A 16,322-nucleotide genomic window follows, 5' to 3' on the forward strand; every position below is an offset into this window, starting at 1 on the left:
TGTATCAATTTGATTTCAGAAGAACGCCATTCTCCGAATAGCCCTCCTTGTGTCGAAGCTTATAAAGATAGGTTCCCACGGGAAGCGCCCCCACATCCAACTGATTTTCACCTTCCACCAAACGCGCTTGAAACAAAACCTGCCCCATAACATTGACAAGTTCAAAATGCGCTTCACGATCGACAGTCACCTTCAAGGTATGAACAAACGGATTCGGATACACCAGCACTTCGGGCATTTCGTCTAAGTCATCTCTTCCTACAGAAAGCAAGCGGTGAATGGTCCAGTTGGTTGAAGAACCATCAGCAGCAGTAACCTGAAAACGGAGTTCGCCATCGCGAAAATCAAACACCCCACTTGCAGGAATATCAGTTGTTGTTCCATAACTAAGCTCTAGATCGTAAGGAATTGCTGATGCTTTAAGGCCAGGCGATTGTTTGATAAAAACTGTTTGCTGCTCCCAATCGATCAGTTCCAGCGCCAAATCTTCGATCCCAGTGGAAAACACTTTTTTGTTGTTGATAGGAATCCCCATGGGATCAGCACCTCCCAGTAGTGCAATATCAGCCGGTTCCATGGTATAATTCCGAAGCTGAAGGGCATTAACGTATATTTCAGCTGTTTCCGAATCGTTGTCGGCGAAAAACAGCAAACCATGCTTGCCGTGATAAGCCATATTATTAAACAAAGCCCAGCGAGAACTTTCAACCTGCACATCTCCAAGGTGTTTTCCATCCAGGTATATCCGCAACCAACTGCCATCATGCACAAAAGCTACCCGGTGCCACTCATCAAACGTAAACTCACCATGATACTCGCCATAAGTTCCCATGCTTGCATCGGGTGCGATAAAAAAGTCGGCATCATTCAAATTATCAGGACTCGTCTGAATCAAACTAATAAACTCACCACTGTCTTTCCGATCGATATAAATATCCATAAGCACCGTAAAGCTGTAATCGACAGCCCCGGAGTCTTCCATCATAAAATTATCGTATGCAAACAACCCATTTGCCGGATTATAAGCCGGGATTTTAGCCACCACCGTCTCCTTCCCTCCCACCGGAGCAATCCCAAACTCACTGGTCAAAGCAAACTCCACAGGCTGCAACAACGTTTCATCACTGGTCAAATTTTTCAAGCGGGAGCCCACTCCCGTATTCTCAAAATTTCTCTTCTTAAAATCCCAGTTTCCGTTGGTTTCCTGCTTCGGATAGGTTGATGCTGGCTCGAAACCACACACAAAAAGCTGCGCGACATAAGGCCGGTCTGTTTCTACTCCATCCACACCCAGGTCAGCAAGTTCCTTTATCAGGTGTTCGTTGTTGACCGTGTACGCCCAAACCTGAGCACCGCTGGCATGGGCCTGACTAATAAAGGCCGAGGTCCAGTCCAAATCTTCCAGCAAATCATCATCCGACAATTCAAATACCCGGCATCCCAAATCCACACGCTCCTCGAACCAACTTTTATCATTGGGATCTTCAGGATCAGCACCAAACCACACCCAAGGCGAATCCGGACAATCCTGATTGAAGCGAATGGCTGATTCGAGCCGGGTTATAGCAGGCATCATCCGCTCAGCATCTACACCGGCTTCATCCAATGCACGAGCCAGAAGCCCCGAATTAAAGTCTTTGACATCCAAATAAAGGCAGGCATCATATTGCTGGGCAACTTGCAAAGCCTCAACCAGCGATAGTACACGCTCGCCTTTAAAAAAGTCTGTTTTCCAGCCTCCTGCATCCAAGTCAGAAAGCTGCACCCACGAGTTTTCATCAACCACTCCACGTCCACTTGTTGTCCGCCTAATGGTGTAAGGATCGTGATGCAGCACATAAACATCATCGCTGGAAATGGCCACATCAACTTCGCAGTATTTGATGCCCCGCTTAAAGGCTTCCTCAATAGCCAACAACGTATTTTCAGGATAAAACTCAGAATACCCCCGATGAGCCACTGCTGTAAAATTACAGTCCGAAAACTCAACCGGACTCGGCTCTTTTTGAGCAAAACCAAGGCCTGAAAATGAAAAAAGAATTAGGAAGAAAAGCAATCTCATAATTATTCATTTAGTCAAAGCAACGGGCCAATCCACCCTTCGCCTTCTCCATTACAGAACAACCAAACAAGTATCCTTTCAGGATTCTACCTGATTGTGTTGCTTCAAAACATTGCGCATAAACGGCAGGTAAAAGCGGTAAAAAAACTCATTCTCCCCAAAAATTCCTTTCCTTCCTTTGAGTATTGAACCGAAATGATGAACGCCCTTAAAGCGGCTGGTGGACATAGACACGGGCTCACTGCTAAAATCACCACACAAATAATAAAAGGAGAAATCCTGCTCCTGCTGCATCAGAACCGCGGGAAAACGATCAGGAATCCCCGCCTGAGACAATTGCATTTTCCCCTGCTCCGTAAGCTCAAGTTGATAGGCTGATATGGCATGGTTCATCGAATCATCGTACTCCATCACATCGAACCAATAAGGAAACTCCTGCAAACGGGGCAACTCCAATTGATTGATGCCATAAGCAAAGGTTTTAATTTGAGGTTTGGCTGTTTCCAAATCATCTTGCTCCGATAAAACAACAATGCGGCCATCTTCATGAACAAGAATAATTCCGGCTCCACGGAAGTTCCAGTCTTTTTCGTAATTCTGCTTATAGGAAGCAATCGCCCAGCCCGGAAGCAACTCACTGTCCCGATCCAGGGAAGCAAAATATTTTCCGGACCATCCTGTCCATTGAATACCTGCTTCTTCCTGAAATTTTCGCCGATTAACCCTTGAGGTCGGAGCCTGAAGAACATTAAACTCAGCAATAACCGTTTTCCCGGCCTGTTTCATATTCCGAAACAAGGCGACATCATTCGAACTTAAGCCTCCATACAAGCGACCAACTCCTCCCGTTTCCGGCTGATCCGCATAAACCCCATAAGTGTCGGCAAACATCAACACATCCAGCTCGTGGCTTAAAGCATCCAGCTCTTCCGCTGTAAACTGATCAAAATCGTTAAACCGGTGCCCGCCATTCGCATCGGGAAACACCCCATAATAATCCGTCGTTTTATCATACAGTTCGCCATCAGCTTTTTTGATTTGCTGATTGTGAAGCACCCAATAAAAAGCCTGATGGGCCTGACGTTCTTCAGAATCATCGGTTTTATCAACATACGCCACATTAAGCGAAAAACCGGGAGTCATCTTCCACGCCATCTTCATGATCAAAAGCATGACGATGGGCAGCAAAACAACCACACCAATTAAAGCCAAAAAAAAGACTCGTTTTTTTATCTGTTTGATAAACGTAAAGGTCATATTCCTAGAATTTGCGAATGTAAGTAACCGAAGTATTCAGTTGATTTCCTTTCTGATCCTTTTCATATTCCTGACGAATAAAAGAGGCCGAAAGCCCAATAACATTAAACCGCTTGATACTTTTCCGAAGCCCAAGCCCAACATGTGCCGATTTTAAGCGGTAATCACTCAGGTAATTTTGTTCCGAAAACGCCTCATCAGGCGACAAACCATAACCAAAGCTAAACTTAAAGTAATCATCAGCACCACCGAGATAGTAGCGTGTGGTCATGGTATAAGAGTGCGAAATATCCTGGCTTCCCGGCACAAGATAGGTTTTCAGGTTAAACCAAAAACTTTTGTAATACTTCGATGCACTAGCCACATAAATCCAGGTATTGCCACTAAAATGAAGGAACCGGGCTCCGGCTTCAGCCTCAAAACTTTTAGGAAGGCTAAAATACAAAGACAAGCCTGCCCGGAAGCGAGGGAAAACTGCAGAACGATCGGAAAAGCCAACATTCATATAAGCATTAACACCTTTAGCCAGGTACGGATAGGCGTCCATTTCATATTGAAAGGCTGAATTTCCAAACCGGTCACCCCAATTCACCCGACCGATAACCGAACCTATTTTGGTGTAGCGACTGTAGTCCACCCCCACAATATGCCAGGGGCTTTCGTGCAGGTGGTTGGGATACTCCTGATTAAACCAACTAAAGTCGTGTGAAACACTGACCTTATTAACAGCCGAGTCATAGCGGATCGTCCGCAGCAGCGACCGGGCATCCTGGTTATCCGGATGTCGCTCGGTAAGCCCTTCGGCCACCTGATAAGCTTCATCAAAGCGCTTCATATTATTCAGAATTTTGGCCTTTTTCAGCAACAATTCTTCGGATTCGGGATGCTCTGCCAAACCATTATTGCAATACTCCAGCGCCTTCTGATTGTTATCATTCCAATACTCAAGGTCGGTAATGGCCATCGACGCATCCTCATGCCCCGGGTAACGTTCCAGTACATATTGAAAAGCCTCACGAGCTTCTTCCACCCGGTCCGTCCAGGTATAAATTCGTCCTAAAAAAATACGAATATCACTGTAATCCGGGCTCATTTCAAGGGCCTGCTTCGAGAGACTAATGGCCTTGGGATAATCATCGTCATCAAAGGCAGCTTTTCGAGCCATCTGAAACAATTCATCGGAAGTATAATCCTGAGCATAAACTTTTAGACTGGCCCCTTGCAAGACCAATACAAAAAGCGTAATGGTTATCGTAATTATTCTAGTCATTCTATAAACATTTATTACTGTGTCATACAATGGATTCCCATCAGTTAGTACCTGGCGATAATGGAATCCGGGTACAGCTTTTGATCTTTTACAAACTGTGAATTTTTATTTTTAAACCTCAACAAATCCAACCTCAAGCGATCAACCAGTTCCGGATCATCCTCCTCAACTAAAGCCATATCAGCCTCAATCCGGTAAAGCTTCCCGTCATTTAAAAAGTGTTCACCGGACACCAGATCACTGATGGTCATTTTTGTTTGCATCAACGGATAGGTATCCCGATTCGAAAAGCGGCTGGTTGAATCCAGCCCTGCTCCCACCCAACAAGTAAGTTCGGGGATTTGGAAATCAAATTCCTCTTTAAAATAAGCCATCATACTGGGAGTAAAGTCGAAGTGCGACACGACCGATGAAAACTTAGTAGGCCGCTCAATCAAGGGAGAATACACAATCAACGGAACATGATAACGGTCAATTTTTGTGGACATCGGGATATCCGGCATCCGGTGGTCACCCGTGATCACAAACAAGGTATTTTCGAACTCATCGCGCTGACGATAGGCTTCAAAGAAATTCCGTAAAGCATCATCCATATACAAAACCGTTTCCAGCTGTTGCTGGTAGTTCCGACAGACCGCCTCCATTTGCTCATCCAACCCAAGAGTTGGAAGCAACTGGTTGAATTGCTCTTTATAACGCTCCTGATTATTCACCTGAAAGGGACTGTGCGTGGCAACTGTCAGCAAAACATTCACCTCAGGCTTTGAACCGGATGAATTATCCAAGGCATGGAAGAAACGCCGGTACAACTCAAAATCGCCATAGCCCCATGAAAAGCCGGAGGCATTCTCAGGCAACAGTTTGTAGCCGCTGCCAAAGTTGGTTTTATCAATTAGCTCGTCACATCCTTGCTTCTGTATAAATACGTTCATCTGATCAAACTGAGCATCACCGGCATATAGAAACCGTGAGTCATAACCATTATGCCGCAACAAGCTGATCAAACTTTGATGCGGGGGCATAGCCTTTCCCATTTCGGCAAAACCATGCTCGCCAAAAGGCAAGGAAGCCAACAATGAAGGCAGAACCGAAAAAGTACGTCCACTGGTACTCAAACAGTTTTCCCAATACAAACTATGGTTGGACAGGGAGTCGAGAAAAGGCGTAAAGCTCCCCATGTAGGCATTCTCGTTGCTAAACGCACGCCCAAGCCCTTCAATCACAATCACCACAACATTTGGTGGCGTTTCCTCTTTCCGGAGAAACGAAGAAAACAACTCAACACTATTATCTTCGCGCAAAAAGGGATAATTCTCAACATCCGGATAAACAAACGTTGCCATTCCCTTGCTATTCGACTTTCCATCGTATCCCAGATAGAAATCAGCAAACAACGGTAGGTTTTCATTCCGCTCCTGACCGGAGAGGTAATAGTACGCCTCGTTATAAAAGAAGGCCGACTTGTTTTCAACAGCGTTATTCAGGTACTCCGATCCAAAATCAGCCTTAGGAGAAGCTGGCGCTATGCCGATGAAAAGGAAACAAAGCACACTTAAAGTAAGAAGAGCTGTCGCCAGCTTCCTGTGAAGCTTCAAATACTGAGGAATAAAGACAAACAACAGCACCACAACCAGCAATCCGAACACCACACCCAACACCATCGATCCCGTTAGGGCTGCTCCGGCCGTTTGGCTTATTTCCTCTGCGGAATAGTGAAACAAATCAGCGCCAAGCAAATTTAACGCCGTGGAAAAATACTGAACCAGCAGTCCATGCCCCAAAACAACCAAACTGAACAGCACAACAGCGGCTGTTTTGGCAAGCTTCGTAGACCTCCAATAACACAGCAAAAACACGACAAATAAAATGGGGCTTATAAAAAGTACATATACCAGGTCGAAATAAAGGGCACTGAAATAATAACGCCAGGTCTCGCCGCTCGCCAATGCCTGACCAGCCGGGCCGCTGAGAAATTCAAAAACCCGCAGCAGAAACATCAAGCCCAGTAAGACAACAAGGTACCCCCCAAACTGACTTACGGCATCGCTAATAAAGTTGGTTCTTCGTCCTTTTAATTTCATCCTTCTTCTTGCTTAGTTTTCAATCTTGATTCTTAACACTCCCTGCTTACTTTTGCCTTACCAAAAGGGCTAAGGCTTTTTAATGGTCACAAAGCCGGTTCGCGACATTTTCCCCCAGTCACTTCTGTTCTTCTTAAAGAAATATTCAAAGTTCCCTTTTAAGGAAAAGAAGCTATTGATCAGGTTAAAGGTAAACGCCTCAATCCAGGCTATAATCAATAGCCGAACAATATGCTTCGTGCTTTTATATTGGTGGTAGGCAAAGTGGTCACACAAAAGGGCCCAGGTTGAAAAGGCAATTCCGAAGAGGTAAACGAACAATAAAAGCACCAAAAAGAAAGGCCAGTTAACATGGTCAATAATTACCAGGTAGGTGAAATAAAAGATGCCCAATATTTGAATTACCGGAGCGAACCATTCATACAAAATGACCGTAGGCATACTGAAGAGGCCAACAACCTTGTAGCGAGGATTAAACCACATTCGCCGGTGGGTAATCAGGCAATCAATCAAGCCACGGGTCCACCGGGAACGCTGCCGTCCAAAAATCCGCCAATCTTCCGGAACTTCAGTCCAGCTCATCGGGTGTGGCACCAAAATAACCTTGTGCTTTTCGTCCCGGTCATACATGTATCTCCGCATCCGAATAATCAGCTCCATATCTTCACCCACCGTTTCGGTACTGTATCCGCCACATTTCAACACCAAGTCCCGGTCAAACATTCCCAAAGCTCCCGAAATAAGCACCATGCCATTCAGTTTTTTCCACGCAAGGCGCGAAAGCAAAAAGGCCCGGTTATACTCCAACACCTGAAAACGTGCGAGGAAATTCTCGGGAATATTGACGTTCAGCAAATGCCCTTTTCGGAATTCACACGAATTGGCTACCCGAATAGTTCCTCCGGTTGCAATGACCTTCGTATCGGTATATTCGAAAAAGGGTTTGATCAGGTATTGAATCACGTAAGGATCAATAATTGTATCCACATCAATGGTCATAAAATATTGCCCTTTGGCAATGCTGATTCCTGCATTCAGGGCGTCCGACTTCCCGCCATTCTCCTTATCTACAATGATCAGGTTGGCATAGGTTTCCTGGTTGGAACGGTAAATTCCTCGGATGGGTTTATAGTCAAGCACTGAATCCAAGGCAAAATCAACCTTCACCAAATCAAAGGCATCAATCGCTGTTTGCAATGTTTCATCAGTACTACCATCATTGACCACAATGATTTCGTACTTGGAATACCGCAAATGCAACAACCCATTAATGTTCTCTACAATTGTCTTTTCTTCATTGAAAGCAGGAGCTACAATAGACACCAAGGGTACCCGTTCGGATACCATCAAGGATTTATACTGAGCCAGCTTATTCTCGCGCACCACTTTGCGTAACTCGAACAAAGCAATGATGGCTAAAACCAGGTAATGAATGACAATCAAAATGGCGTACGAAAGAAAGATATACTCAAATATGACCAGTATTAATTCGCTCATGCTACATGTTTATTTCGTGGTTCGACGACATGCTTGATAAAAACCTCAATTTTTCCCTGCAACTCCTGATTAAGCACCCACAGTCTTTGTTCGCCATAACCCGAAAATCGGTAAAGAATGCGCACGGCTTCAAACACTTCACCAAAAGAGCCTTTACGCACGCGCTCCTCCAGAAAGGTAATATCATGATCTTCAATAAAATGTTTCATTGATCGAAGAATCTCCATCCGTACCGGCTCTATTTCGTCGGCATACCGTTTTTTCATCAATGCTTTTATGCGGTAATACTCCAGCGAACGGAGCGTAATAACAGCCTCCTGCCGAATTTCAGGGTCATCATCCAGCAAGTATTTAGTCACTTCCTTCACGGCATCCAGCTGGTTATAATTGGAAATCATTCGCAGTAAAAACAACCGCACCTGAGGGTCAGGGTGTTTCAACATGTCGACCATGGGAGGAGGCTCAATGCCATTAAAATACATGGTATAATAAATACTCAGAGAATCCCAACGTACGAAAGAATATTTCAACTCCCTCAGGAAACCAAAGGGATTTTTTTCGTCCAACAGCATGTAGGAAAGAACAGCCTCCGTACGAACATACTGGTGATCATCATTGATGTATTTTTTGATTTCATTTTTAAATCCTTTCCGCCCTAGGAAAGCCAGTTCCCTTAAGCCAATGGAGCGCCGGTACCAGTTTCCCATCCGAACCTTGCGCAACGAAACTTTATGCAAATCCAGAATTTCATAAAGTTCCTTGATCTTGCCTGAGCTTTCGCCAATAAAATTGCGTTTGCCTTCAATCAGCACATCAATCACAATCTGCTTATCCTTCAACCGCTTGTATTTCTCCAGTTTTTCAACCAGCTCAGCTTCTTCCTCCGGGTCCAGCACATCGTAAAAATAGGGCGAAACGATTTCAATAATTTCCTTGCGCTTACTCTTGTAATAAGCTTCTTTCCGGTTGAAAAACCAGTTTGAAACAACCGTAACCATCACAACCGAAGCAATATTAAACAGGAAAAAGCAGGCTAAAAGAGCCAAATAATAAAGCAGTCCATAGCCCAAAGATATCTTATCGATAAAGGCAAGAAAGTAGTCAACCGGAGCCCACAGCAATTCGATCAGGTTATTTTCAGACTCAGCCTCTGCCAATTCAGCTGGTTCCGCTTGCACTACCAGTTTTACGAACTTCTGCCCCACCGCTTCCAACAAACAGATTGCATTCGTCTGTTCCTGTCCCGGGAAAATGTCCCCATAAGCAGTAAGGGCTGTTGCGACAAATTCGGCAGGCATTTGCGCACCCTGTGCCTTTCCGCCAGACAAACCAATAAAAAGAACAAGAATTAAGATTCTCACACTCAAAAAAACACGTTTCAACTGACTCATTGGAATAATTAAAGTTGTTTCCTATTTTTTCATCTTGTCCCTAAAAAAACGAAATCACAATTACCCAACCAGTCGCTTAATGCGTACACTCAACTCACCTGCCCGAAATGGTTTCACAATAAAATCATTGGCTCCAATATTGAAAATATTCGCGATCACATCTTCTTCATGCGTCGCCGAGATAGCCATAATTGGAACTTCTGTGGATATTTTATTCCGAACATGCTGAATCAATTCACTTCCATTCATAAACGGCATATACAAATCCGTAATCAACAAATCAAAGGAATTGGTAGTTAGAAAGTCGATGGCCTCTTCCCCATTAGTGAAAGTTTCGACATGGTAGCCATCTTTTTGCATGCGGTATTCCAGAACTTTACTAAGCAAGTCATTATCTTCTACAATGACGATCGTTTTCTTTGCATTCAGATCTAAGTTTTCTTTAGTCACGGCCAAATCCCTCAATTTTACTTTTTCCTTAATGTTAATTCCACCTTCCAATGATACCAAATAAAATTCTTCTCCCGACATCAAGTAGTTTATTACTTATCAAAAAGTCTGTAGAATTAACATTACCTGTACAAGATCTACTATAAATAAAAATCAACACATTAAAGTTGATACACAACAAAGATGAAGTCCATTTGGATTACAAAAGGTAAAGAATTTTATGTCTGAAAGAGTCCTGACAAGTGTCAAAAGATGCTGCAAGACTTGATTTCATTGGCAATTTACACTGCTCCAGAACTGTCGAAATTTCGTTCATCAGTCTTTCTATTGACCATCAAACCTCTACGCTCAACAAACACAGAACCCACAAACACGACACAAACACCTAACACGTTAATTTTAAGATAAGAACGAAATACAATCCATATAAAACATATGCTCACTAAAATCACACAATCAACTTCCAACAAAATGCGCCACCCGCCTAACTCCCAAACACATCCCTAAAACAGACTCATTTCACCAGGTCCATTTCCACTTCAAAAAGCAAATCATCCCGACAAATGGTATTTTGGGTGACCACCAACGGAACTTGATAATCCGGATTTTCGCACAGAAATGATTGAAGTAATTCGTAGCTACTATGATCCTTCAAATAGGCTGTAGCACGTGTAATATCATTAAAAGAATAACCTTCATTTTTCACCATTTGCCCAATAACCTCGAAGCTATGAGCAATTTGCTTTTGCACATCACCAATATTGGCCGTTTCTCCCGAAGGTAAAATGCTGGCTGTTCCCGAAATAGTCATCAACTGATAAGCTTCTGTTCCAATCCGAATAGCCCGGCTAAAAGAGCTGCCATATTCGCCGGCTTCATTTTGCAAAGGAGACTGTACCTGCTTTAAGTCAACCGTTTCAACTTTCGGCCGGAAGGCCAGCAATTCCATCGTCACGGCCGTAGCTCGTTTGTTTTTCCCACTCACCCCGGTGCTTGCCGGAACCAGTTTTTCAAAAACACCATACTGCTTAAAAAAGCGTGTCCGAACCCGGTTAAACGCATCGTACCAACTCAAAATATCGTCCAGGTAATACCACGTTCGGACAATGTCGGTAAAAGCAAAGCCTTTTTCATTTAGCAAGCTGTTAACCTGCAGCAAAAGCTCAGCATACCCATCTTCCGGATTTTGAGCCGGAGCAGACAACAGATCGCCCATAAACAAATAGCTTCCCTGTTCATCTTCAAAACAACATCCCTTGGCATCGCCATTAGCCTGAAAGTATTCAAGCTGACCTTTGAACGCCCAAACCTGCATGCCATTCATAAACGAATCAGAACAGGTTTCGCCTTCAATCCAGGTAAGTGGAAATTCCGGCCCAAACCTCGAAGTCAACTCCAATTCGAAAGCAAGCTGACTGGCTAAATCTCCAAAACAAGTCACTTTTACAAGCTGTCGGTCATAACTGCTCAACAACTGCGATAAACGTTGACAAAATTCGGACATAGTCTCTCCAGATTCCGGGATCAACTGCATGAAGAGCAAGGCGCCCTTTTCTTTTACAATTTCATTAACCAGCAATACTTTTTCCATCGTTGTTTGATTATTCATACGGTTCAACAAAACTACAAAGCTTTCACGCGCTCCATTTCAGTTTGAAGCTGATACAAGGCCTGTGAATTATTGGGCAAATGCCCGGCTGTATTCTCATACAGCTTTAAAACCTTCCCCTTATTTCCGCTCTGCAAATAGATTGTTCCCAGCAAATAAACAGAGGACAAGTGGTCAGGATGTGCTTTTATTGTTTTTTCAAGCAGCTCAACTGCTTTTTGCTGCTGCTTGTTCTGATTTAGAAAATAAGCATGTGTGTAAGAAAGCTTAGGATCTTCAGGCGATGCATTCATGGCTTGCTCACTCAAGCGACATGCTTCATCAAGATCATGACCGGACACAATAACACTTAAGTTGTAAGCCGCTGTTACATTTCCTTCATTCACCGCCAATACGGTACGCAAAGCCTTTTCAGCATCAGCCATACGATTCATTTCAGCCATCAACAATCCGTAATTCAAATTGGCCGCTTCATTTTCCGGATCAGCAGCCAAAGCTTTTTCCAGGCGGATCGCGGCTTGCTCCGGATTACCGGCAACAGAGTACAGAAAACTGCTATTCACCAACGGAAGAATGGCTTCAGGATAAACTTTTAACGAATTCTCATAAGCCTGCAAAGCTTCATTCAGTTTTCCCATATTCTGATAGTGATTCCCCAGGTTGTAATACGAACTCCAATCATCCGGACGCGTGATCAACGACTCCTCATACTCGGCATTAACCAGACTGAAACGAGCCACCTGCTCTGCCGTAAATTCCTGCGGATTGAAGGCCGCTAAAGACTGAGCTGCCGCCAAACGCACCAAACGGTATTCGTCGGTTGCTGCCTGAAAGAGCGCATCTTTTGCTTTGGGAACCAAGTACCCCATTAAACCATTGGCGGCAGCACTGCGCACCAAAGGAGACTCGAAACGCAACGCAGCCATCAAAACCGGCCACTTCTTTTCATCCGCACAGTTCGAAAGCAAACGAATCAGCGAAGTGGTAAATATCTCTCCATATTGATTGGTTCTAATTCCGTCCAGCATGGCATCCAACTGCTTCCAATTCTCTTGACGGGCATCTGCAATCAGCCCTCCGACAAACAAAGTTTCCTTTTGATAGTCCTGCCCTTTCCATTGCGTTACTTTCCGGTAGGCCCATTCATCGGTTTTGTCGCTGTGGCAAATTGTACAGGCATTGGGTGAGCCAAACTCGATGCTGGCAGCCGGCATTGGCGGGCGAAAAGAATGATCGGACCGAACCATATTGCCGAAACGGGTTTTAGGCATATGACAACCTACACACTTAGGGCTATGCTCATTGAACGGGTGATGCGTATGCTGCTCGTAACCTTCTGCTTTTTCCTGATGACAACTGGTGCAGGCTTGATTCGCTTCAAGCAAATCATCGCTTTCAAACCGATACCGGCCAGAGGACGTATGACACGTCACACAATGCATCTCACTTTGCTGAGCACAGTTATTCATATGCCAGCCAGTCATGGTATAATTTTCCCCCAAGTCGCGACCATCCGGATAAAAATCCGAATTTTCCAGAGTGATCAAATCATAGTTGTCAAAATACCGGTCACCCGGCATATAAGACGAAGTTATCGGACTCATTTTGGCATGACAAGGTGCACAGCTGGCATTGTGTTGCTCGGGTGTAAAGGTTGAAGTAATGATGATTTTCAAATCGTCAGGCACATTTCCTTCGCCTGCCTCCCGACAAACACGAACGTGCTCAGCACTGGGACCATGACATGTTTCGCAGTTAATTCCTGCTTCTTTCCAATGCGTCTGATAAGTGTTGGTTGCCAGGTCATAATTATTCTCCAACTGGCTGACGTGGCAGGCATAGCAAGACGTGTTGAATGTGTATTGACGATCCCTCCAGCTCAGGGCTTCATCGTCCTGTGCAGAACCACTTTGATCCGGAAAATGCCGAATTGCAGACTCCGGATTGTTATACCATTTCCGGGTATTAACATCAAAAGCCAACGGCAAAGTTTGCAGGCGTCCCCCCTCCCAAGGGGTGAGGAAATAGTACACATTTTTTCCGCCCAAAGCCCATAATATTTCAAAATCAGTGGTCAGCCCATCTTTCACCTCTCGAATATACAAACTGGTATCTTTCGCTATGGCTTGGTAAGTTCCTCCCTCCATTGCAATGGGCTCCTGATCGAGTTCTACTTCCACTTGAATAAATACGTCAGTAATGGGCTGCATCGCTTTTCCATGATGCGAAGGGGCCCACAACTTATAAAAGCGCTCATGACATTCGATGCAACTGGCCGAACCAGAGTAATCATCGGAGTTGGTCTGCGCCTCACCACCCGAAGGTTTACTAACGCAGGAAGCAAAAAAAATCAATACTAGGTGGATAAGGCCTATCGGGACAAGTTGTTTCATGTTGGTTTTATAAGTAAATGAGAAGCCGCTAATTTGCAGGATTAATTTATAAGAATGAAAATAAATTAACCATCGCCAGGCAGAGTCTCTGCAAAAGCTGAAACCACAGCACAGGCCAGCGCACTCCCCCAAAACCAATCACTACCAAAGAGTCGGAATTATTGGCAATGAAACAAAATTCAACGTTCGTCTATAGCCATGTTGCCAAAAATTGAAATCAAATCCAGCTCATCATCCATCTCTTTCTGCAATTCCACCAACTGGCGAAACAATCGCTTGACCATATCCTGATTTTCCGGAAGCGCAGCAAGATCATTCATCTCCAAAGGATCATTCTTTACATCGTACAAGCGCATTACTTTAGCCTCAGGATAAACAATTAACTTGTAGCCATCATCCCGAATCATTCGTTGCGTATGGGTATAACAGCCATAAATTTCAGGATATACACTTTCGGTTTCCTGACCATAAGCTAAGCCCATTAAACTATTGAATTCAACATATTCCGGTTTTTCAATTCCGGCCAATTCAATCGCCGAAGCCATAATATCCTGTAAATAAACATCTGCATCAACCTTTCGATTTTCTGGAATCCCGGGTCCCACCACCATCAAAGGAACCCGAACACTATGATCATACATATTTTGTTTTCCGACTAGTCCATGGCTTCCAACAGCCAACCCATGGTCAGCCGAAAAGAAAATATACGTGTTCTCCAATTGTCCGCTTTTCTCTAAGGCCGCCAATATACGTCCCACCTGCGCATCCATGTGAGTAGTAATCGCATTGTATTCCTGACGGTTTACTTTAATGGAATATTCCGTTCTGGGAAATGGAGCCAGTCGCTCATCCCGCAAATCTTTACCAGCCCCCATCTCCTCTTTGTAAGGATATTCCTGAAGGAAGTTTTGAGGCACAGCAACATTTTCCAAAGGATACATATCGACATACTCTTTGGGCGATTGGCGCGGATCGTGCGGCGCATTAAAAGCCAGATACATAAAAAACGGTTGGGCGCTTTGACTGCTTTGTGCAATAAACTGTTCGGCATCGTCAGCTACAATCTCACTCCAATGCTTTCCGCCTTTCCAGTACCCTCCGAATTTCGTATCCCATGGCTTCCATATCGTATCATTCTCACTTAAAGGCCGGTTGTAGCCTTCGGGAGTTTGATTGGGCATGCCCGGACGAATATGGTTGGTCACCTGAAAAATGCTGTCAGCAGGAACTGACACATGCCACTTCCCAGTCATATAGGTTTCATAGCCGGCACGCGCCATCAATTGCGCCCAAGTACTACCTTCGCTTTGCAGCCCTTGAGGATCGCCAACCGCTTTGTGCGCCCGCCAAACAAAACGCCCCGTATTCAACATGGCACGGCTGGCCAAACACACAGCCCCATTCCAAGCCCCCATATTGTAGGCATGCGTAAAAGTCACCCCTTCATCAACCAAGCGGTCAAGATTGGGTGTTATGAGCTCGTGGTTACCCAAGGCATGAATCATGTTAAAACTCTGGTCGTCGGCAAAAATGAAAACAATATTGGGTTGCTTTGGCTCTGATTCTCGCGGCTCACCGGAAGTACATGCTACTAAAGTGCCCGAAAGAATCAGCAATAAGAGGATTTTTCCAATCGTTTTATTCATCAGGTTAAAGTTTAGTTTTTATATAGGCAAACAGTAAAGTTATAATAAGATTTTGGGAATGACCTTGAAAAAGACTATTTCTAGAAACTTCAGCAAACAAAAAAAGGGTTAAGCTGTAAAAACAACTTAACCCTTTTAAATGTCGGGATACCAGGATTCGAACCTGGGACCCCCTGCTCCCAAAGCAGGTGCGCTAACCGGACTGCGCTACATCCCGAAAAATATTTTGTGCGGAGAGAGGGGGATTCGAACCCCCGGTACGGTTTGACCCGTACGCCGGTTTAGCAAACCGGTGGTTTCAGCCACTCACCCATCTCTCCTGAAATATCGTGACTAAATTTTTAATCTCCTTGAATTCTCTCTTAGAACGTACACTCTGCTTGGGTTATTCCCTGTTCGAATGTGCGTGCAAATATAGAACTACTTTTTGCATTCGCAAAACAATTCTCAAAAAAAAATCATTGATTTTTACTCCTAAAAACGGAACTGGCTCATTGCTAACAGGAACAGCAATCACAGGGGATTTCATTAATATTTGTACGCATAAAAAACAGGAAAGTTAAGGGGCAGAAAAATCGATCATTCAATCTTATTATGAATCAAAGAGATATTCCCCAGATGTTATTAAATCATCTATTTTCCTTGGAAAGTCAGCAATCGCAGACT

General features: G+C 44.3%; 10 protein-coding genes and 2 tRNA genes. All 12 read right to left on the bottom strand.

Going from position 1 to position 16,322, the window contains the following annotated elements; translation table 11 throughout:
* Window positions 1-4: 4 nt before the first annotated feature.
* The 12 genes from ACRD6K_RS13350 to ACRD6K_RS13405 all read right to left on the bottom strand — a co-directional run bounded on the left by ACRD6K_RS13350 (window position 5) and on the right by ACRD6K_RS13405 (window position 15,976).
* On the bottom strand, window positions 5-2,062 hold the full coding sequence (locus ACRD6K_RS13350) for a glycerophosphodiester phosphodiesterase family protein (RefSeq protein WP_430973641.1): 2,058 nt from the start codon (window positions 2,060-2,062) through the stop codon (window positions 5-7).
* Between the two features lie 78 nt (window positions 2,063-2,140).
* On the bottom strand, window positions 2,141-3,319 hold the full coding sequence (locus ACRD6K_RS13355; protein ID WP_430973642.1) for a hypothetical protein: 1,179 nt from the start codon (window positions 3,317-3,319) through the stop codon (window positions 2,141-2,143).
* A gap of 4 nt (window positions 3,320-3,323) precedes the next feature.
* Window positions 3,324-4,589, bottom strand: a complete 1,266-nt coding sequence (locus tag ACRD6K_RS13360; RefSeq protein WP_430973643.1) for a YaiO family outer membrane beta-barrel protein — start codon at window positions 4,587-4,589, stop codon at window positions 3,324-3,326.
* Between the two features lie 44 nt (window positions 4,590-4,633).
* On the bottom strand, window positions 4,634-6,670 hold the full coding sequence (locus ACRD6K_RS13365) for an LTA synthase family protein (protein WP_430973644.1): 2,037 nt from the start codon (window positions 6,668-6,670) through the stop codon (window positions 4,634-4,636).
* A gap of 69 nt (window positions 6,671-6,739) precedes the next feature.
* The gene (locus ACRD6K_RS13370; protein ID WP_430973645.1) at window positions 6,740-8,167 is read right to left on the bottom strand and encodes a glycosyltransferase family 2 protein; all 1,428 of its coding nucleotides are present in this window, start codon (window positions 8,165-8,167) and stop codon (window positions 6,740-6,742) included.
* Window positions 8,164-9,528, bottom strand: a complete 1,365-nt coding sequence (locus ACRD6K_RS13375) for a HEAT repeat domain-containing protein (RefSeq protein WP_430973670.1) — start codon at window positions 9,526-9,528, stop codon at window positions 8,164-8,166. The genes ACRD6K_RS13370 and ACRD6K_RS13375 overlap by 4 nt, the downstream gene beginning before the upstream one ends.
* Before the next feature lie 90 nt (window positions 9,529-9,618).
* On the bottom strand, window positions 9,619-10,089 hold the full coding sequence (locus ACRD6K_RS13380; RefSeq protein ID WP_299579951.1) for a response regulator: 471 nt from the start codon (window positions 10,087-10,089) through the stop codon (window positions 9,619-9,621).
* A 433-nt stretch (window positions 10,090-10,522) separates the two neighbouring features.
* Window positions 10,523-11,599 (bottom strand): Rid family hydrolase, encoded by a 1,077-nt coding sequence (locus tag ACRD6K_RS13385; protein ID WP_430973646.1) that lies wholly within the window; start codon window positions 11,597-11,599, stop codon window positions 10,523-10,525.
* A 32-nt stretch (window positions 11,600-11,631) separates the two neighbouring features.
* Window positions 11,632-14,010: an ammonia-forming cytochrome c nitrite reductase subunit c552 gene (locus ACRD6K_RS13390; RefSeq protein WP_430973647.1), complete on the bottom strand. Its 2,379-nt coding sequence runs from the start codon at window positions 14,008-14,010 to the stop codon at window positions 11,632-11,634.
* 179 nt (window positions 14,011-14,189) lie between these two features.
* Complete coding sequence (locus ACRD6K_RS13395) at window positions 14,190-15,656, bottom strand: sulfatase family protein (protein ID WP_430973648.1); 1,467 nt, start codon at window positions 15,654-15,656, stop codon at window positions 14,190-14,192.
* A gap of 142 nt (window positions 15,657-15,798) precedes the next feature.
* Window positions 15,799-15,873 (bottom strand) — tRNA-Pro (locus tag ACRD6K_RS13400).
* Window positions 15,874-15,887: 14 nt separating this feature from the next.
* Window positions 15,888-15,976, bottom strand: a tRNA-Ser gene (locus ACRD6K_RS13405).
* Between the last annotated feature and the right edge of the window lie 346 nt (window positions 15,977-16,322).

Source organism: Sunxiuqinia rutila (assembly GCF_050589705.1).
Classification (GTDB): domain Bacteria; phylum Bacteroidota; class Bacteroidia; order Bacteroidales; family Prolixibacteraceae; genus Sunxiuqinia; species Sunxiuqinia rutila.